We start from the raw sequence: 17637 nt of genomic DNA, 5'->3' as shown, positions 1-17637 counted from the left end.
ACTGATAACTGATAACTGATAACTGATAACTGATAACTGATAACTGATAACTGATAACTGATAACTGATAACTGATAACTGATAACTGATAACTGATAACTGATAACTGATAACTGAAAATGCACGAACTAGGAATCACCCAAAATATTATCGAACTTGCCTTAGAACATTCCCGAGGAATGAAAGTTAAGCGCGTGGTGTTAGAGATTGGTAAACTAACGGCAATTATGCCAGAATCGATCGCTTTTTGTTTTGACACCTGTTGTCAAGGTACTAATATAGAGGGGGCAATGTTAGAGATTCTGGAAATTTCTGGTTTAGGACAGTGCCAAGATTGCGAAAATAAGCTAGAACTAGAATATCCCTACGGAATCTGCGATCAATGTGGTAGTCGCAATATAGTCATTTTACAGGGTCAAGAATTAAATCTCAAATCCTTGGAGACAGAATCCTTATGTGTGTAACCTGTGGTTGTTCTGATAACTCGGAAGTAACGGTAACTAATCCGCAAACGGGAACCCATGAACATATTTTAGCCGATGGTACTGTTATTAGTCATAGCCATCACGCTCACGCTCACGCTCACGAGCATGAGCATCCCCATCATCCTGCGGAAATTCACGCTCAAATTCATGGTAATATTCTCCAAGTTGAGCAAAACCTGCTGGCAAAAAATAATCTATTAGCGGCACAAAATCGCGGTTGGTTGAAGGGGAGAAAAACTGTTGCTCTTAATCTGGTTTCTTCCCCCGGTTCGGGAAAAACTACCCTGTTAACTCGCACAATTGCCGATTTAAAAACCGCTATTCCTATCAGTGTCATTGAGGGAGATCAAGCAACAGCTAATGATGCTCAAAAAATTAGTGAAACCGGTTGTCAGGTTATCCAAATTAACACCGGAACAGGTTGTCATTTAGAAGCATCAATGGTAGAGAGAGGATTAATCGAACTCGATCCACCGATGAATTCTTTAGTCATGATCGAAAATGTTGGTAATCTAGTTTGTCCTGCTTTATTTGATTTGGGAGAAAATGCAAAAGTCGTCATTCTTTCCGTCACCGAAGGAGAAGATAAACCGATTAAATATCCCTATATGTTCCACGCTTCTCAAGTCATGATCTTGACAAAAATAGACCTACTGCCCTACGTTAATTTTAACCTCGATCGCTGTTTAGATTACGCCTATCAAGTTAATCCCAATCTGAAAGTTTTTCAAGTTTCTGCTACCACTGGAGAAGGTTTAGATGCTTGGTACAGTTGGTTAACATCACTGGTTTAAGTTAAGTAGTAACACACCCAAAAAGTTCAGTCTAACCGAAAGAAAAATGACCCTAGCACTTGATGACAATATTTATAATCAACTGTTGACTAAATTTCAACCTAAAATCATTGAAAATGAGGAAGAATATCAACAAGTTCGTCATCTTCTTCTTAATCTAATTAGTAAACAGGATCGACTACCAGAAGAAACCGCGATGGTTAAATTAATGGCGACAATTATTAAGGATTTTGATGCCAAACAACCTCAACCAGAACCAGCTTCACCGCAGGAAGTATTATTACACTTAATGTCAGCTAACAACATGAAACAAGCTGATTTAGTTAGTAAAATTGGTTCTAAGGGGGTGGTTTCTGAGATTGTTAATGGCAAGCGATCGATTAGTAAAGCTCAAGGGAAAATTTTAGGAGAGATTTTCAATGTTTCCCCCAGTGTATTCATTTAATTCTCTATTAGTTTTTAATGAAAACAGCCGTCATTGTTCCCCCGATTAAATGTCAAGGTATCAAAACTAAACTGGTATCATCAATCAAAAGTTTAGCGGATCAGCAAAACTGTGAGCGCTGGATAGAACCCTTGTGTGGTTCGGAGTTGGTAGCTTTTAATTGACAACCCCAAAAGGCCTTATACTAAATCTAGTTATTAAAAACTGATTATTTATTTCCCCTTTTGCATTTCCTAACCAAGAAGTTAATTTTGTTCTAGTGCTTAATCATATTCTTTTGCCGCTTGTACTAAAGATAAAAGTTGTCCGGTTTGATCAGTTCCCGATACTCCTAAATCACTGTGACAGAGGATAACTTTTTCGCTTACCCTTGCTAATAAATCCCTTAAAATTCTCTGTAAACGTGCCTGATTTTCCTCTAATTCTGCTTCCGTTGTCCAGCGTTGATAGGGACTTTCTCGCCAAAAAATCGGCGCAGCAAAAAGAGTGGAAGCACCTCCTTGTTCCCAGAGTGGGGAGGAACAATCTAGCCAAAAATGCCAACGATGACTAGAACGAAAAGAACGATATTGAAAGATATTGCCTAGGGTAACTGCCGGGGAAGATTTAATAAATTGTCGCACAGGATAGGGATTAGCAGTGATTGTGCCACGACGCAAAAGTTGGATAAACTGACTAATAGTTTCGCTGGGACTTTGAAAAGAGGGTTCACTCTCACGCAAACGGCGATCAATCTCCCAAAAATGTTGGGCAGTTTCCATTAATTCTCGCAAAGCTGCCAAGTGATCGAAGGGCAAATTTTCCCCATCGTTTAATAATTCTTCGATCGCTTGATTTAAGACAAAAATCGGGAAAAGTTTGGCTTCTTGCTGCCGTTTTTTCATCCCTTCGATCCAGTGACAAATTCTTTCGTAGGCAGTACAAGCTTTTTGTCCTAAGCGATCCCAACGGGGAAAAGTTTCGATCGCTAATAAACGGGGATTTTCCAGATCCACTTGATAACAATGATCGGCAATTAATCCGGCGCGGATTGGATCGATATCGGGAATTAAATTTTGTTCTTCATCCCAGCGATAACGGCTAAAAATCACCAGCATTTCCGCTATAGCCTCTTGGGGGGCTAAACGCCCCAAATTTTCATAAACAAGGGCGAGAAGGGTCAATAATGCCCGAATCAGAGGACAACTGATCAGGGGTCGTTGTTCGTTGAGGGGTTGAACGGCTATCCCAGCACCGGTTAAAATTTCCATCAGGCTATAACGGGCGATTTCGTCTAAACCAGGGGCAATAACGGCGATTTCTTCGGGTTTTACTGCTCCTTGCTTGACTGCTTGAATAATAGCTGTGGCTGTCTTCCGTAACAATTCGGCGCGAGAGGTGGTTTGCAGGGAGATGAATTGATCGGGAAGATTGCCAAGATAGTTACCGTCGCTGATTAAGGAGAGAACCGTCTCGCTAAACTGAGCAGCTAACCCGTCAGTGGTAGATAATGACATAATTTGACAGCGTGCCGCTAATTTTTGTAGATAATCGGGATCGGCAGTTAATCCTAAGCGAATTTTTCCCTGGGGATTGTAGGTAAAAACGCTAAAATAATCATGATCGAGGAAAAAACTGAGTAAATCCTTGGCAATAGCTGGATAATCGTCCACATCGTCCGCAAAAACTCCCCGGAAGCGTTTTAATAGTTGCTGTTGATAACGACTATCAGGGAATAAATAGCGCCAATAGAGTTCGTAGATGATACCATAACTTAATAAACCACGTTCTAGAGACCAATCACGCCATTGAATGATTAATTCTCCCACTTTTTCTGGTATTTCCTGCTCATTAATTGCTAAAACTCGTTTTAGATCTGTTTCTGATAATCCGTCGGCTAATCTTTCGGGTATCTTTTCTGCGGGAACACCACTAGCGCCGGCTAATTGTAACAAATCGAGAACTTGACGGACGAAACGATATTCATTTATGCTAGTAAGCTGGAAGAATTCAGCGATTGCTGGTTGCCAGAGACGGGTGGCGAGTTCCTGCTCCGTTTCTGGGCGTAATCGGCGGGGAAATTGCGCTTTTAGCTCCAAAAACTCGAAAATTAACGGCCAAAACAGAATGACTTCATCGGTGAGAAAACCTAAAGGGGTTTTGCAGAGAATCGGATAGCTACCCCTAACAGCAATGGCTAATTGATCGGCTAATTCCCGTTTATTATCATCGTTGGCAGCGAAAACTAAGATCGATCGAGGAAGGGGGGATGATTTTGAGCGATCGCGAGACACCCAGCGCCGAAATTCCCCGACTAAAGCGGTGGTTTTTCCCGATCGCGTGCCACCTTCGATCCAAATTGGTATGATTGACATCGTTTTTTCTCGATTGTATTTGTTAAGATAACTGATCGGTACTCTAGCTTTTCTCCCTTGTGGAAGTAATTGTTTCCTATGAATCTTAATCGGATTTTGCAAGGTGTTAATCAATGGTTATTACAAACTCCTGAACGTTCTTTAGATGAGGCCTATCATGCAGCTTTGAAGATTAAGGAAATAGAAGATAAGCATTTTCAAGGGCGAAAAGTGGCGAATGAATTCTCGAATTATGGCAGCAGCACTAATTCCTATTTTATCGCAGAAGTTAAAGGTTATCTGCAAAAAATTAAAGTCAGATTGACGGAGTTTAAAGCTAGTCGATCAATCGTTAATACCTTCGGACCTAATCAACCGACAATTAATAATGGGGTGATTACTGTCACCACAGATGTTTGTCTGAAAAAACTTCAGTTTATCGATAGTATTATCGGAAAATATCAAGATAATTATTGGCAAGAAGATATTCAAGATGTTCCCAAAAGTATCCAGAACAGAAATTTTGAGCAGGAAACAGCCAAAAATAAGACTTCTAGAAATCGCTCTTTTTTAGCAGCGGGTAGTATTGAAGATGAGGAAATAATCAAAAGTAATAAATCCCAAAAAGCTACGGAAAAACCGGGGGTTTTACCCCGTTCTTTTGTCAATACTTTTAACCGCATTAAACAGGAAATTGATCCCCAAGCGGAGGAATCGGAGGAGGCAGTTTTAAAGAAATTTCGCAATTCTCGTTATAAAACAGCCATTTCACTCAAGTTTATTTTACTGTTAATTATTGTTCCTTTATTAACCCAGCAATTAACCAAAACTTTCCTGATTACCCCCTTGGTTAATAAATATTTCCAACAACAGGAACAGTTTATTTTTATCAATCAGGATTTAGAAGAAGAAGCTTTTTCGGAATTGAGAAGATTTGAGGAAGCTTTACATTTTCGAGGTATGATTGGTTTAGCACCCAAATTATCTAACGAAGAAATCGAGGGAGAAATTACCAAAAAAGCTGCGGTACTAAGTGAAGAATTTCGCCAACGAGGTTTAAATGCGATCGCTAATATTTTCGCCGATATTTGTTCCCTGATTGCCTTTGGTTTTGTTGTCGCTTTTAGTCGTCGGGAAATCGAGATTGTCAAGTCTTTTCTGGATGGCATTCTCTATAATCTTAGCGATTCAGCTAAAGCTTTTTTAATTATTCTCTTTACCGATATATTTGTCGGTTTCCACTCTCCCCACGGTTGGGAAGTGATCCTAGAAGGGTTAAGTCGTCATTTCGGTTTACCGGAAAATCGCGAGTTTAATTTTCTCTTTATCGCCACTTTTCCCGTTATCTTGGATACAGTCTTAAAATATTGGATTTTCCGTTATCTCAATCGCATTTCTCCCTCAGCAGTGGCTACCTATCGTAATATGAATGAATAGGGTAAAATCGGGGAGAAACTTGATAATTTACCCTTCTAATCTGGGAAGGATAATTTTGCTGCTGTCTCTTGTACTTTGGTAAGTTCTAATTGCAAAGCAGTGGCAATCTGTTCTATACTTAAACCTAAGGCCAGTAAACCAGCAATCGCTTCAGTTTTAGCTTCTTCACGACCTTCTTCACGACCTTCTTCACGACCTTCTTCTTTAGCTTCTTGATAAAGTCGAGTTTGTCTGAGATCATCTAATCCGAACATAGCTTCTAACTCCGTGCGACTAAGATTAGTAAATTTATAGGCCAAGGTTCTTTCAATTAATTCTACAACTTTTTGCTGGAAAACTAGATCATCAATTTCAGCGATCGCTTTTTCTAAAAGTGGTTTTCCTCGTTGCTGTGCTAATTGGGGTGTAGCGACGATTAACTGAATAATTCCTAAACCCAGAGACGGATCTGGACTATCGATTAATTCATCTAAATAAATACGTCTGATCTGTCCCGTTATCTCAAATCCCCGTAGTTGATAGGGAAAATTATTGTCGATATCCCTGGAGGCAAATAAAGCTACAGCCATCCAATCCTGAACGGGTTTATACTGATTGAGATAGATGACAATTTCTGTTAAAAATCGCCAATAAAAATCGCTTTTATCCTGAAATTGCACTTCAACAAAGTAAATAATTAGTTCCGGTGCTGCTGTGGTCGGTAAAAAAATACCGTCAAAACGACGCGCTAATTCTTTGATTTCTCGGGAGGAGAATTGATAATTTTCAGCTTTCTGGGTTGATTCTCCCAGTAATTCAAAAATTAACCCCGGAAAAGTTTGCAAGAGTTGATAAAAAATTGTATCGGTCTTCACAAGCTTGAAAAAATCTAGATATTTACTAACAATTACTTACAAATCATCCAACAAGAGCGTGACTAACACCTTATCGACGCGATTACCGTCCATATCCACCACTTCCAAGCGCAACCTTTGCCATTCAAAATGATCAGCAGCCCCCGGAATCCGGCCAAGATGGGTAATAATAAAACCCCCTAAAGTGTGATAATTCCCCTGTTTTTCCCCGGGTAATTCACTGATTTCAAATAATTCTTTAAAATCTTCGATCGCCACTGTGCCATCGATCAACCAAGAACCATCTTCCCGCTGCACGATCTGAGCATCTTCAATATTATCTAATTGGGGTAAATCGCCGACAATTGCCTCTAAAATATCCTGGCGCGTCACCAATCCTTGAATCACCCCGTACTCATCCACTACCAAGGCAATATGATGGCCACTTTGCTGTACCAATTCTAAAACCTTTAAACCCCTAGTGCTTTCCGGCACAAAAAGCGGCTGCTGTAAATCCTTCGTTAGATCGAAACTTTCACCGGTTAAACAATCGGCCAATAAGTCTGTGACTTCGATTACCCCCAAAACCTCATCTAAACTGCCCTGACACACAGGAAAACGGGTATGATTGCTCTCAATTAGCTTCTGGCGGTTAATTTCGGCACTATCTTCCAAATCTAACCAAACAACATCTGGACGCGTGGTCATAATCTGACTGACTCGGCGATCGCTCAATCCTAACACCCTTTCCACCATATCCTGTTCTGCTTCCTCAAAGGTTCCCGCTTCGGTTCCCTGTTTAAGCATAATTTTCAATTCTTCCTCCGTAATTGGGGAATCATTATTATTACCGCTAATCCCCAACAAACCGAGAATCAGATTAGTCGATTGACTCAAAAGATGGACAACGGGCGAAACAATTTTTGATAACCTATTCAGAGGATCAGCAACGAGGATAGCGATTTTTTCAGGATTACTTAAACCTAACCGTTTCGGCACTAATTCCCCCACCACTAGGGATAGATAGGTAATAATTAACACCACTAATCCTAATCCCAAAGCTTGACTGTAGGGGGCTAAAACAGGAACTTGGGCCAATAATTGCGCCACACTGACCGATAAATTAGCTCCTCCGTAGGCCCCGGCAAAGATACCCACTAGGGTAATGCCAATCTGCACCGTCGATAAAATTTGATTGGGATCATTGGCCAATTTTAAGGCCACCGCCGCCCGTCGATCATCTCTGGCTAATTGTTCCAAACGGATTTTGCGGGCCGAGACAATGGCAATTTCCGAGAGAGCAAAGACTCCATTGAGGAGGATGAGGAAGAAGATAACAAGAATTTCGGTAGTCGCCGAGAACATGGTTAAAATTTACAGGTAAAAGGGCGGATAGTTGTTTGTATCATAGTGCGAGGATCGGTTAAGTTCAGTAAAGAATCATCTTGATTTTTAACGAGTTACGAAGGCTTGTGTCTGGAGGGGGTTACTCCCAGTATAAATGGGATAGGATCAAGTCCGCACTCTTAGCTCAGTTAGCAGTGAACAGTCAGGAGTGACCTGTTGCCAGCAAAAAAAGTTGTCCCTGGGAGAGTGGGGACAAACTATCTCAATCTATTCGCCTGAAAAATTATGATCGCTACACCCGTATCATCGAAATCGAACGCTATCACGGAAATCCGCCCCGGACTACCGACTATTTGCGGTTGGGAACAGGAAATTGCGGCGATTGTCAATCACGATGATCCGATCTTTTTACCGACAACAAATCTCCAATTAGACCATATCAAGGCTGGTTTTGCCTGTGCCTTGCATATGCACCAACCCACCATCCCCGCGGGTGTTAATGGTGAATTAATCTGCAATCTCCAGCATATGTTCGAGAATCAGGGGGATGGTGATAACCATAATGCCAGCGTTTTTGCCTGGTGTTACAGTCGCATGGGCGATTTTATCCCGGAATTGGTGGCGGAAGGCTGTAATCCCCGGATTATGCTCGATTATTCCGGCAATCTCCTCTGGGGTTTGGTACAGATGGGACGGCAGGATATCCTCGATAAACTCAAATTAATCACCTGTAACAGTCAATATCAACCCTATGTGGAATGGTTGGGGACGATGTGGAGTCATGCGGTGGCTCCTTCCACACCGATTCCCGATCTAAAATTACAGATGCAAGCATGGCAAACCTATTTTGCCTCGATTTTTGGGCCGGATGCCCTGAAACGAGTCAAAGGGTTCTCTCCCCCAGAAATGCACCTTCCTAACCATCCCGATACCCTCTACGAGTATATTAAAGCCCTGAAAGAATGCGGCTATCGTTGGTTATTGGTACAGGAACACTCGGTGGAAAATCTCGACGGTTCGGGATTGAGTCAGGAACAAAAATATATTCCTAATCGCCTGGTGGCCCGCAATTCTCGGGGTGAAGTGATTGCGATTACTGCTTTGATTAAAACCCAGGGTTCCGACACCAAATTAGTCGCCCAAATGCAACCCTACCACGAGGCTAAATGCCGCGGTAAACAGCAAATCGGCGGCGTTTGGGTTCCTTCCCTAGGTTCCCAGATTGCCGACGGTGAAAATGGTGGCGTGATGATGAATGAATTTCCTCGCGATTTTCCCAATCCTTGGCGGGAAATGCGGGGGGGTTCCAGTGTGGCAGGATTTAACGGTACGGAATATCTGGAGTTAATCGAGGCGGCTGGCGTTAATCCCCAAGATTATCCCCCAATTCAAGCCGTACACCAGCATAAAATCTGGCAGCGAGTTAATCCCGATGCCGCTACCCCGGAAGCAGTGGAACAGGCGATCGCTGATTTAAAACAGTCCGACTACCGTTTTAGCATGGATGGGGCATCTTGGACAAATGATCTCAGTTGGGTGCGCGGTTACGAAAATGTCCTCGAACCGATGAACCAATTAAGCGCTCAATTCCACGAGAAATATGATCCTTTAGTACAGGCGGATCCTAGTTTTACCCGACGACCGGATTATCTGGAAGCACTGCTTTATAATTTGCTCGTGCAAACCAGTTGTTTCCGTTATTGGGGCCAGGGTACTTGGACCGATTATGCCCGCACTTTGTACGAAAGAGGCGCGGCCTTAACCCGCTAAGATAGTAAGGTATCTAGGGCGCAGATTCTGCGCCCTGTTAGTATATTTATACTAGCAAGGGATGTTCGCCGATGAAGTAATTAAAGAAATACTCAAATCCTGATAAAAATCCTCTTGTTTTAATTCCACTTTTGATTGAGAAGCCAGTAAAAGTAAAGCCCAAAAAATCGCCACCTTTTCCTGTGTTGCCGAGTGACTAGAGGGCTTTTCTGCTTGCCATAAATCTAATAAATACTCAAACTCTATCTCCTTTTTCTCCAATTGAAAAAACTTTCTCTGCAAAAAAAAGTCCAGTTCCGCTGCCAATTCCGTCAGGTTTTCTTGGTGGGCCAATTCCGTGATAATTTGTACCGCTTCCCGTCGGGATTGGGGCCGGGGTTTCGGGACAACTACAGCCAGTTTCGGTAAAGCTTCAATCTCTAGGGCAATCTGTTGTAATTGAGTGATTAACTCCTGCAAAGTTACCCGTCTTTTTCGCGGTGGTGGGGCGGCAGTACGACGGCGAATATGATTTTCTAGATAACGGGGTAAAGTTCTTAATTCTCTTTCTAAGTCGCTAATTTCCTCATCAATCAGACTTTCTTCTTGCTGGTCTAAAGACAATCTTTCTAGGGTATCAGCCTTAAATAAAACTAACATGGAAGCCCATAAAAAAGCCTGTCCCGATTGGGGTAAATTAGCCTGGGCCATGGCTAAATCTAGATCATTTAATAACCCCAATTCTGCCAAAAAGCGATCGATCACATCAATAACCTGCACATCCCAGGGGTCAATTTCTCCCTGTTCCGCCATTTCTAAAAGAGAGGCGATCGCATCACTGGCCGAGGTGATAGTCATGATTGTAGAATCTTGTAGGATCTCAAAGGATAGAATTTAGCAAGCAAAACCATGGACATATCGATCGCTGACCTGCGTTTGGACTACAATCTTGAAGAATTGCTAGAGTCAGAAACATCTGCCGATCCTTTCATTGTATTTAAACAATGGCTAGAACGGGCGGTATCTTCGGGAAGATTAGAACCCAACGCTATGACTTTAGCCACTATTTCCCCGGAGGGTAAACCCCGGGCCCGCATGGTACTGTTAAAAGACTTCGATCCTCTCGGTTTTGTTCTCTTTACCAACTACCACAGCGCCAAAGGACAGGAATTAATCGCCAATCCCAATGCAGCCCTAGTGTTTTGGTGGGGAGAATTGCAACGGCAAATTAGGATCGAGGGAACTGTAGAAAAAATCAGCGAGGAGGAATCGGATAATTACTTTTTTGTCCGTCCCTGGGAATCCCGTTTAGGGGCCTGGGCCTCCAATCAAAGTGAAGTGATTTCGGGGCGGGATATCCTCGAAAAACGCCTAGCAGAACTAAAAGAAGAATATGCTGGTCGTGAAGTTCCCCGTCCTCCTCATTGGGGCGGATTTCGCCTAATTCCTAGTTTAATCGAGTTCTGGCAAGGTCGCCCCAGTCGTCTCCACGATCGTCTCTGTTATTATCGTCAAGAAGATGGCAGTTGGCAAAGGCAACGTTTAGCTCCTTAGTTTTATTTTGACACCTTGTATTGGCAAAATAGCTCGATGCTAATTCAATTTGTCATTTTAGTCTTGAGATAATATTAGGTCGATGTCTTTTCCCAACCCGCGCTTACCTTAGCGATCGGGTTGGGCTATTATATCAATTGGATAAAGGCAATCTCTCTGCCCTAAAGTCTCAGAAAAACGATAGAATTGAAAGGGTTTTTGTTTGCATCCTTCAAAAATAACTAGAGAATTATGGACATCAATAAAGTTGGACTTCGAGAAACCTTAGAAGCATTGCGGGTTGAACTGAGTAAATCTATTTTAGCCTCTGAGGGTGAGCAGATTCGCTTTGAAGTGGGTAACATTGAATTAGAGGTTCAATTTGTGGTTGAGCAGTCGAAAGAAGGCAAAGGTGGGCTGAAATTTTGGGTAGTAGAAATGGGTGGGGGTGTCACCAATAAAGATACGATCACCCATAAAATTAAAATTCCTTTAAGCTTTTGCCAATAGTGGATAAGAGATATACAATAAAAGAGGTGATCACCCCAAAAGAATCTTTTCTAAAGAGGTAATCAATTAATGAGCGATAACAAAAATAATGTTGGTGCTGGTGTTGTGGCTATTCTGACTGCGGCTGCAACATTTATTGTTGCGGTGACTGGACTAATATCTGTACTTAAGCCATCACCTGATCCTTCTCTCAAAGCAGAACCCCAGAAAACAAACGTTTCTCCTCGTCAAGTTCACTCGGAGTCTCCAGCGTCAAAAGTTACGTTTTCCTGTGGAGAAAGTGAATACAATGGGAAAAGTTTTCCTGCAACAATTGCAACGGGTGATGAATCGATTCCAATTATTCTTTGGAAGCTAGATAATAATCATTTTGGTGATAATTGGCCACCGCTAAAAAGGTGTAAGGAAGTTTCTCGGCGATTCCAAAGAATTTATGATCGTGATGGCTTAAAACGTTCACGATTAGTTGCTACATTAGAAACGTGGGTTCCCAATAAGGAAGTACCTGTAATATGTGCTGTTAAATCAGAAAATTCAGTTTGCCATGAGGAGGATTTATTAATTACTTTAGAATCGAAAGATAACCCTGATGATGTTCTAAAAGAGCTATTAAATCGCCACGAATTACCTAGTCAAGAGCCTCCTGTTTTAAGGGGAGAAAAACCACCTAAGACTTTTGCGGAAGGAAAACGAGTTTTTTATGATATTTCTTCAATTATTCCTTCACCAAAATCTAAAAAGAATACCGAAAAAAGTTCGGAAAAACCTGCTTGGTAAAAATAATTCTGAATTTTATTACTCATTCAAATATATTTGAAATTATGAAACTCCATAAATTGACAAGCCTTGTCTTTGTTTATATTTGTATCGCTATATCATTGCCATTTGGATGTTCTTTAACGTTGGCACAGACGACAAAAGAAATGCAAGCGATTGTGAAGAAACCATTGCCTATTTTTGAGGCAGGAAGCAGTGCAGTTCAAACAATAGATACGAATAATCCTGAAACTATTAAGCTTATTGAAGAAGGAATTAAACGCGCAGAGTATAAATTATCTGTGTATAAAAAATATTCCAAGGATAGTTATCCAGACCCTCAGCATTATCAAGGCAAACGAATGATAAGTGATTTAATTCAAGAAGCCAACGAACGCTTATGTGATTATAATATTAGGCTTGCCGATTTGATAACAAGAGATAAAGAAATTGTAAAATATTGTGGCGATTACTTTAAAGTATTTAACAAAGAATTTGCCGCACAATACAAAAATAATCCATTAGTAGAAGACCCAAATAATATGATGGTCTATTATCCAGAAACGGATATATCAGTGATTAAATCACTTTATAAGGTAATGAAGAAAGAAGGCATTAAAGAAAATCGAAAGTTAATCAAGAGTTTAAAAAATGGGCTTAAGACTCAATCAAACTCAATAAAGGAAACTGGCTACCCTTTACGCTGGGGAATTCATGTCTTAACTATTGGGGAATTAGTTGCAGTAATTAATGATCTCAATTTGATGTTGGCTAGTCATACTAATTCTGTTGATGATTATAAGTCCGCTTTAAATGACTTTAACTTTATGAAGGATAAATATGCGAAATATCTCATGAGAACATTTAGATATGATTCAGATTCATCATTAGCCAAAGAAGGGGCAATGTTAGCTGGAATCGGTCGTCTTCATGAAGCTGAAAGCAAATTTGATCAATCATTTGAAAATCTTCCTTTTGAGTCTTTATCTCGTCTTAAGGATTATGAAAATGTTTTAATCAAGCAAAATAAATATGAAAAAGCACTAGAAATATCTGATTTGGGACGTTCTCTCAATCTGCTCCGTAATTGGGCTGATTCCGCTCTTTCAGAAGAACAAAGACAAGAACAGTTAAAAAAGTTAAAAAATGAACCCAGAATGACTATTGATGACTTTAAAAAGATAGCAAGAGTCAAAAATACAACCATTGTCGAATACTCATTACATGAAGATGATAAACTTTTAATTTGGGTAGTTACTCCTGATAGCAATGTTTATTTTCGCCAGGTAAATTTATCTAACAAGACAGCGAAAATAGCATTTAACCAAGATAACCTATCGTCAGTTTTATCTATCGAGCGGAATTTTCTCAATTTATTCATTTTTAATTTTATAGTTACAATATTGGTTTTGCTGATTTTTGCCAAATCTCAAAATAAAAAATTAGCTATTCTTTTTTTTGGAGTAATTTTAGTTTTAAATACTGTTGGGTGTCAGAACCAAAAACAATCACAATTTGCTCAATCTCAAATTGATAACATTCCCTCTCTAAAGGATTTAATTCAAGTTAATTATGGACTAATTAATCAAGAAAATGGAAGAACAGATATACCCCAAATTATTACTTCTTTGTCAAATAAATATTGTCAAAGATCTATTGAATGTTTACAAAAATTAAATCAAGTATTAATTGAGCCAATAGCAGATATATTACCAACAAATCCTGATGATCATGTGGTATTTATTCCAGATAGTCAATTATTGAAAGTTCCCTTTGCTGCGTTAAGAGATACTCAAGGGAAATACTTGATCGAAAAACATACTATCTATTACGCGCCTTCAATCAAAATTTTAAAAATGCTTCATAATGAGGCTTATTCAAAAGTATCAAATAGTCAGCAGGATGCTCTTATCGTAGGCAATCCTATCATGCCGACCATTAAATTACCTGCTATTGATGAAAGTCGTCAAGAATATAGTGAAATTCGTAATATTAAACCTCAAAAACTTGGGCAGTTAAAAGGAACAGAAAATGAAGCCAGAGAAATTGCCAAGATTTATCAAACAGAACCGTTAATTGGAAAAGATGCGACAGGAGAAATTGTTCTTAAAAAAATGCAGAATGCCGACATTATTCATCTTGCCACTCATGGATTTTATACTTCTAGGGGAGACTCAGTATTAGCGTTAACTCCCGCTCGCTCTTCCTGTGTAGGAGATTCCCCCAGTGATTGCGACTTCTATAATTTAGAAGATGGTTTTTTGGTTTCCTATTCAATTTTTAATCCTAAAACCACTTTCAACGCAAAATTGGTCGTTTTAAGTGCTTGTGAAACGGGTTTAGCTGGATTGGGTGATTATCGTAGTTCTAGTTTCATTAATGAATTTATGAAAAAAGGAGTGCCTAGTATTGTAGTCTCTTTGTGGAAAATTCCTGACTCACCATCTGACGAGTTAATGATCAATTTTCATAAAAATCTTCAAAATGATCCAGACAAAGCCAAAGCATTACGGCAAGCAATGTTAAACACTATGAAAAAACATGAAAATCCTGGCTTATGGTCTGCTTTCGTTTTATTTGGAGAAGCAGAAAAACCAACTAATGCTTTAGATTAATCAATTTAGTCCCTTTAATCCTTCATTTTGGGGGGGAGGTTGCTTTAAGAGAGGTGTTTCAAGGGATTAGGGATGTTAGTCGCTGGTGGCGGTGATTCTCCTGTCAATAATTGCTATAATAGCTAAAATGGTCATAATGGCTAGTTTCTATAAAGGTTAGTTATGAAAACATTAGGAGCCTCAGAAGCAAAAAATCGCTTTGGCGAACTGTTAGACTTGGCTCGAAGAGAACCAGTAAAGATAGCAAAAAAGGGACGTAATGTTGCAGTCGTGCTGTCAATCGAGGAATTTGAGAGATTTTCCGAGTTAGAAAATCAACTTTTGGCTTTACAGGCAGAAAAAGCTCATCAAGAAGGTTTTATCGGAACAACAGAAAGTGAGGCTTTACTGTCAGAAATTTTAAATGCTTAAGATTAACCTATCTCGACAGGCAACTAAACGCTTAAAAAAACTGCCAGATAAACACGCCAAACAAGTAGCCACAAAAATAACCGAACTGAGAACAAATCCCTATCCCCAAGATTCTCTAAAGTTAAAAGGATACTCTTATCATAGAGCCGATATTGGTGAATATCGAATCGTTTATCGTGTTGAGGAGCAAACAATAGAAATCTTGCTGATTGACAAACGAAACGATGATGAAATTTATAAACAACTAAAGAGAACAATATAGAGAATCTTAATTATCAACCATCAATTAATTAGCGATATTATTCCTGCTAAAATCAAGAAAAACAAATTATCTTTAAACACTCATGAGCATTAATGTAACATTTCCCGAAGAACTTCTCATTGCCGCCAGAGAAGAAAAAGAAGCATTCTCTCGTAAAGTCATAATTTATACATTAGGGCATCTTTATCAAGAAGGAAAAATTTCAGCAGGAATCGGCGCACAAGTATTAGGATGCGATAAATATACATTTTATACACTTCTCTCTGAGTATGGTTTTTCCATTATTGATTACACAACAGAAGAATGGGAATCAGAGATACAAACCAGCCGTAAATTAGCCCAAAAAATCAAAGAGAATGAAGATAATTGTTAATTCTACACCGATCATCGCCTTATCTTTGATTAATCAATTAGACCTTCTTAATCAGCTATTTAATGAAGTGATTATTCCTTGAGCAGTTTATCAAGAAATTGTCATCGCTGGAGATAATAAACCGGGGGCAAAAGAACTCAAAAATGCCAATTGGATTCAAGTTCAAGAAGTTGCATCATCATCTCCTCTTGAACCGCTATTACTAGGATTAGATCGAGGAGAATTAGAAGTTATTCTCTTGGCAATTTCAATCAAACCAGACTGGGTAATTATAGATGAGAAATTAGCAAGAAGAGTTGCCAAAGCAATGAAATTACCCGTCAAAGGAACATTAGGAATTCTCTTGGTTGGTTTTTATGCAGGTTATCTATCTAAACAAGAAATTTTAGATTTATCACAACAGTTAGTTGATTATGGAATTCGTATTAGTTCTCCGATTCTTAATTGGCTAAAAACAGAATTAGACAATGATCATTAATACCAACTCAATGCAAAATAAACTACCATGAAACAACTAATCGTACACATTCGTGACCAAGAAAAAGCAGAAACACTCTCTAAAATTTTAACTGCTTTAGATTTTGTTGACTCCGTAGAAATCATCGAAGATCAAACAACATTATCTGATAACGAGCAAGATTTCTTTGCCTTAGCAGGACTGTGGGAAGACAGGGATATTACCCCTAAATCTATCCGTGAAGCAGCATGGCGAGAAGAAAACCGATGATTTTATGTGACACCAATATCCTCATTGAATTCTATAAAAACAACCATAGAATTATCGAAGAGCTTCGCCATATTGGACTAAATCAACTAGCCATTAGTTCTATTACTCAAGCCGAATTATATTATGGATCAATCAATAAAAATGAACTCAACAAAATCAAAAGACATCTCGGATTGCTACATACCTTTCCTGTAGATGTCGCAATATCCAATCAATTTATTAACTTAATGGAAACCTACTCCCTCAGTCACAAACTCAACATCCCTGACGCTATCATTGCCTCAACAGCATTAGTGCAGAATATTAAGCTATATACATTGAATTTGAGAGATTTTTGTTTTATTCAAGGCTTAGAACTCTATGATCTGTCAAATGAATAACCCATCAACGTTAGCATTTTCCAGCGTTCAGCGAACCAGTCATGAATTAGTCAAAAAATCAAAGAGAATGAAGATAATTGTTAATTCTATTCCCAATTTAGCGCCTTTAATCCTTCATTTTGGGGGAGAGGTCGCCTTAAGAGAAGTGTATCAAGGGATTAGGGATGTTAGTCGCTGGTGGCGGTGATTCTTGTCCCATTAATTAACAATGATTAATTAATAATTAATCGGCGAAATTCAGTAAAATAGTAATAGACCAAATTAGAGGGAAAAAAATTATCTATGGCAACTACATCAGAAGACGTATGGAGACTCTTAGCCGAATTAGCGACTGCTCAGGCCGAATTAACTGCTGCTCAAAAAGAAACTGACAAACAACTCAAGGAGACTGACCTACTATTGAAGGAAGTTAGTCAACAACAGAAGGAAAAACAACAGAAGGAAAACGCCCAACAACAGAAGAAGACTGACAAACAACTCAAAGAATTAGGTCAGCAAATTGGGGGATTAGGGGCAAAATTCGGCAGCTTTACCGAAGGACTTGCCCTTCCCTCAATGGAAACGATTCTCAGACAACGGTTTGGTATGGAAGTTATCAGTCCCAGTGTGCGAGTCAGTAAAGATGGACAACACCTAGAAATTGATGT

Annotated in this window: 20 protein-coding genes and 1 pseudogene; 17 read left to right on the top strand and 4 right to left on the bottom strand. The window is 39.6% G+C overall.

All coding sequences use genetic code 11. The features are described 5' to 3' along the window. Positions 1-119: 119 nt before the first annotated feature. From EWV66_RS03215 to EWV66_RS03205, 3 genes are read left to right on the top strand one after another with little or no spacing between them, the layout of a single operon-like run. Complete coding sequence (locus tag EWV66_RS03215; RefSeq protein WP_052275638.1) at positions 120-464, top strand: hydrogenase maturation nickel metallochaperone HypA/HybF; 345 nt, start codon at positions 120-122, stop codon at positions 462-464. Next, entirely contained in the window at positions 455-1279 is an 825-nt protein-coding gene (gene hypB / locus EWV66_RS03210) for a hydrogenase nickel incorporation protein HypB (RefSeq protein WP_072923682.1), read from the top strand. The genes EWV66_RS03215 and hypB overlap by 10 nt, the downstream gene beginning before the upstream one ends. A gap of 46 nt (positions 1280-1325) precedes the next feature. Beyond that, positions 1326-1724: a helix-turn-helix domain-containing protein gene (locus EWV66_RS03205; protein ID WP_002787811.1), complete on the top strand. Its 399-nt coding sequence runs from the start codon at positions 1326-1328 to the stop codon at positions 1722-1724. Positions 1725-1987: 263 nt separating this feature from the next. Here the strand turns inward: EWV66_RS03205 and EWV66_RS03200 are convergent, their stop codons facing one another. Beyond that, a complete protein-coding gene (locus tag EWV66_RS03200) occupies positions 1988-4078 on the bottom strand; it encodes a PD-(D/E)XK nuclease family protein (protein WP_072923676.1) in 2091 nt (696 codons plus the stop codon). A 78-nt stretch (positions 4079-4156) separates the two neighbouring features. Between EWV66_RS03200 and EWV66_RS03195 the strand changes: the two genes are divergently transcribed. Continuing rightward, the gene (locus tag EWV66_RS03195) at positions 4157-5494 is read left to right on the top strand and encodes a proton extrusion protein PcxA (RefSeq protein ID WP_052275640.1); all 1338 of its coding nucleotides are present in this window, start codon (positions 4157-4159) and stop codon (positions 5492-5494) included. A 35-nt stretch (positions 5495-5529) separates the two neighbouring features. Here the strand turns inward: EWV66_RS03195 and EWV66_RS03190 are convergent, their stop codons facing one another. Both EWV66_RS03190 and EWV66_RS03185 read right to left on the bottom strand, forming a co-directional pair. Then, a complete protein-coding gene (locus EWV66_RS03190) occupies positions 5530-6348 on the bottom strand; it encodes an Rpn family recombination-promoting nuclease/putative transposase (RefSeq protein WP_052275641.1) in 819 nt (272 codons plus the stop codon). Positions 6349-6384: 36 nt separating this feature from the next. After that, positions 6385-7692: a hemolysin family protein gene (locus EWV66_RS03185; protein ID WP_052275642.1), complete on the bottom strand. Its 1308-nt coding sequence runs from the start codon at positions 7690-7692 to the stop codon at positions 6385-6387. Positions 7693-7959: 267 nt separating this feature from the next. Between EWV66_RS03185 and EWV66_RS03180 the strand changes: the two genes are divergently transcribed. Further along, entirely contained in the window at positions 7960-9444 is a 1485-nt protein-coding gene (locus EWV66_RS03180; protein WP_287108652.1) for a polysaccharide deacetylase family protein, read from the top strand. Positions 9445-9495: 51 nt separating this feature from the next. On the opposite strand, the gene EWV66_RS03175 is transcribed toward EWV66_RS03180, so the two are convergent. Then, on the bottom strand, positions 9496-10281 hold the full coding sequence (locus EWV66_RS03175; protein WP_052275644.1) for a segregation/condensation protein A: 786 nt from the start codon (positions 10279-10281) through the stop codon (positions 9496-9498). Between the two features lie 51 nt (positions 10282-10332). Here EWV66_RS03175 and pdxH point away from each other — a divergent pair, with 51 nt between their 5' ends. The 12 genes and pseudogenes from pdxH to EWV66_RS03115 form a co-directional block, all read left to right on the top strand. Then, positions 10333-10977: a pyridoxamine 5'-phosphate oxidase gene (gene pdxH / locus EWV66_RS03170; RefSeq protein WP_052275645.1), complete on the top strand. Its 645-nt coding sequence runs from the start codon at positions 10333-10335 to the stop codon at positions 10975-10977. Between the two features lie 231 nt (positions 10978-11208). After that, entirely contained in the window at positions 11209-11466 is a 258-nt protein-coding gene (locus EWV66_RS03165) for a trypco2 family protein (RefSeq protein ID WP_287108650.1), read from the top strand. Between the two features lie 69 nt (positions 11467-11535). After that, positions 11536-12243, top strand: coding sequence for a COP23 domain-containing protein (locus tag EWV66_RS03160; RefSeq protein WP_287108648.1), 708 nt, complete (start codon positions 11536-11538; stop codon positions 12241-12243). After that, positions 12237-14837: a CHAT domain-containing protein gene (locus EWV66_RS03155; protein WP_287115900.1), complete on the top strand. Its 2601-nt coding sequence runs from the start codon at positions 12237-12239 to the stop codon at positions 14835-14837. Before EWV66_RS03160 ends, EWV66_RS03155 begins: the two co-directional genes overlap by 7 nt. 162 nt (positions 14838-14999) lie before the next feature. Next, on the top strand, positions 15000-15248 hold the full coding sequence (locus EWV66_RS03150; protein ID WP_002739617.1) for a type II toxin-antitoxin system Phd/YefM family antitoxin: 249 nt from the start codon (positions 15000-15002) through the stop codon (positions 15246-15248). After that, a complete protein-coding gene (locus tag EWV66_RS03145) occupies positions 15241-15510 on the top strand; it encodes a type II toxin-antitoxin system RelE family toxin (RefSeq protein WP_002787830.1) in 270 nt (89 codons plus the stop codon). The genes EWV66_RS03150 and EWV66_RS03145 overlap by 8 nt, the downstream gene beginning before the upstream one ends. Positions 15511-15592: 82 nt before the next feature. Further along, positions 15593-15883, top strand: a complete 291-nt coding sequence (locus tag EWV66_RS03140) for a UPF0175 family protein (RefSeq protein WP_287108644.1) — start codon at positions 15593-15595, stop codon at positions 15881-15883. Further along, a pseudogene (locus EWV66_RS23975) lies at positions 15867-16361 on the top strand (PIN domain-containing protein). Before EWV66_RS03140 ends, EWV66_RS23975 begins: the two are co-directional and overlap by 17 nt. Positions 16362-16388: 27 nt before the next feature. After that, complete coding sequence (locus EWV66_RS03130) at positions 16389-16610, top strand: hypothetical protein (RefSeq protein WP_002780145.1); 222 nt, start codon at positions 16389-16391, stop codon at positions 16608-16610. Then, entirely contained in the window at positions 16589-16990 is a 402-nt protein-coding gene (locus EWV66_RS03125; protein WP_272079358.1) for a type II toxin-antitoxin system VapC family toxin, read from the top strand. Before EWV66_RS03130 ends, EWV66_RS03125 begins: the two co-directional genes overlap by 22 nt. After that, positions 16983-17177 (top strand): hypothetical protein, encoded by a 195-nt coding sequence (locus tag EWV66_RS03120; protein WP_185237301.1) that lies wholly within the window; start codon positions 16983-16985, stop codon positions 17175-17177. Before EWV66_RS03125 ends, EWV66_RS03120 begins: the two co-directional genes overlap by 8 nt. A gap of 95 nt (positions 17178-17272) precedes the next feature. Continuing rightward, positions 17273-17637: DUF3782 domain-containing protein (locus EWV66_RS03115; RefSeq protein WP_287115897.1), on the top strand; the 365-nt coding region annotated here is incomplete at its 3' end.

The sequence above is a fragment of the Microcystis sp. M_OC_Ca_00000000_C217Col genome (assembly GCF_007095585.1).
Taxonomy (GTDB): domain Bacteria; phylum Cyanobacteriota; class Cyanobacteriia; order Cyanobacteriales; family Microcystaceae; genus Microcystis; species Microcystis panniformis.
This window is presented reverse-complemented; position numbering and strand designations above follow the sequence as displayed.

Excerpts from the sequence above, each read along its gene's own strand:
- EWV66_RS03200 (WP_072923676.1), bottom strand. The coding sequence starts at position 4,078 with ATGTCAATCATACCAATTTGGATCGAAGGTGGCACGCGATCGGGAAAA.
- EWV66_RS03140 (WP_287108644.1), top strand. The coding sequence starts at position 15,593 with ATGAGCATTAATGTAACATTTCCCGAAGAACTTCTCATTGCCGCCAGA.
- EWV66_RS03125 (WP_272079358.1), top strand. The coding sequence starts at position 16,589 with ATGGCGAGAAGAAAACCGATGATTTTATGTGACACCAATATCCTCATT.
- pdxH (WP_052275645.1), top strand. The coding sequence starts at position 10,333 with ATGGACATATCGATCGCTGACCTGCGTTTGGACTACAATCTTGAAGAA.
- EWV66_RS03205 (WP_002787811.1), top strand. The coding sequence starts at position 1,326 with ATGACCCTAGCACTTGATGACAATATTTATAATCAACTGTTGACTAAA.
- EWV66_RS03165 (WP_287108650.1), top strand. The coding sequence starts at position 11,209 with ATGGACATCAATAAAGTTGGACTTCGAGAAACCTTAGAAGCATTGCGG.
- EWV66_RS03120 (WP_185237301.1), top strand. The coding sequence starts at position 16,983 with ATGAATAACCCATCAACGTTAGCATTTTCCAGCGTTCAGCGAACCAGT.
- EWV66_RS03215 (WP_052275638.1), top strand. The coding sequence starts at position 120 with ATGCACGAACTAGGAATCACCCAAAATATTATCGAACTTGCCTTAGAA.
- EWV66_RS03175 (WP_052275644.1), bottom strand. The coding sequence starts at position 10,281 with ATGACTATCACCTCGGCCAGTGATGCGATCGCCTCTCTTTTAGAAATG.
- EWV66_RS03150 (WP_002739617.1), top strand. The coding sequence starts at position 15,000 with ATGAAAACATTAGGAGCCTCAGAAGCAAAAAATCGCTTTGGCGAACTG.
- EWV66_RS03185 (WP_052275642.1), bottom strand. The coding sequence starts at position 7,692 with ATGTTCTCGGCGACTACCGAAATTCTTGTTATCTTCTTCCTCATCCTC.
- hypB (WP_072923682.1), top strand. The coding sequence starts at position 455 with ATGTGTGTAACCTGTGGTTGTTCTGATAACTCGGAAGTAACGGTAACT.
- EWV66_RS03130 (WP_002780145.1), top strand. The coding sequence starts at position 16,389 with ATGAAACAACTAATCGTACACATTCGTGACCAAGAAAAAGCAGAAACA.
- EWV66_RS03195 (WP_052275640.1), top strand. The coding sequence starts at position 4,157 with ATGAATCTTAATCGGATTTTGCAAGGTGTTAATCAATGGTTATTACAA.
- EWV66_RS03180 (WP_287108652.1), top strand. The coding sequence starts at position 7,960 with ATGATCGCTACACCCGTATCATCGAAATCGAACGCTATCACGGAAATC.
- EWV66_RS03145 (WP_002787830.1), top strand. The coding sequence starts at position 15,241 with ATGCTTAAGATTAACCTATCTCGACAGGCAACTAAACGCTTAAAAAAA.
- EWV66_RS03160 (WP_287108648.1), top strand. The coding sequence starts at position 11,536 with ATGAGCGATAACAAAAATAATGTTGGTGCTGGTGTTGTGGCTATTCTG.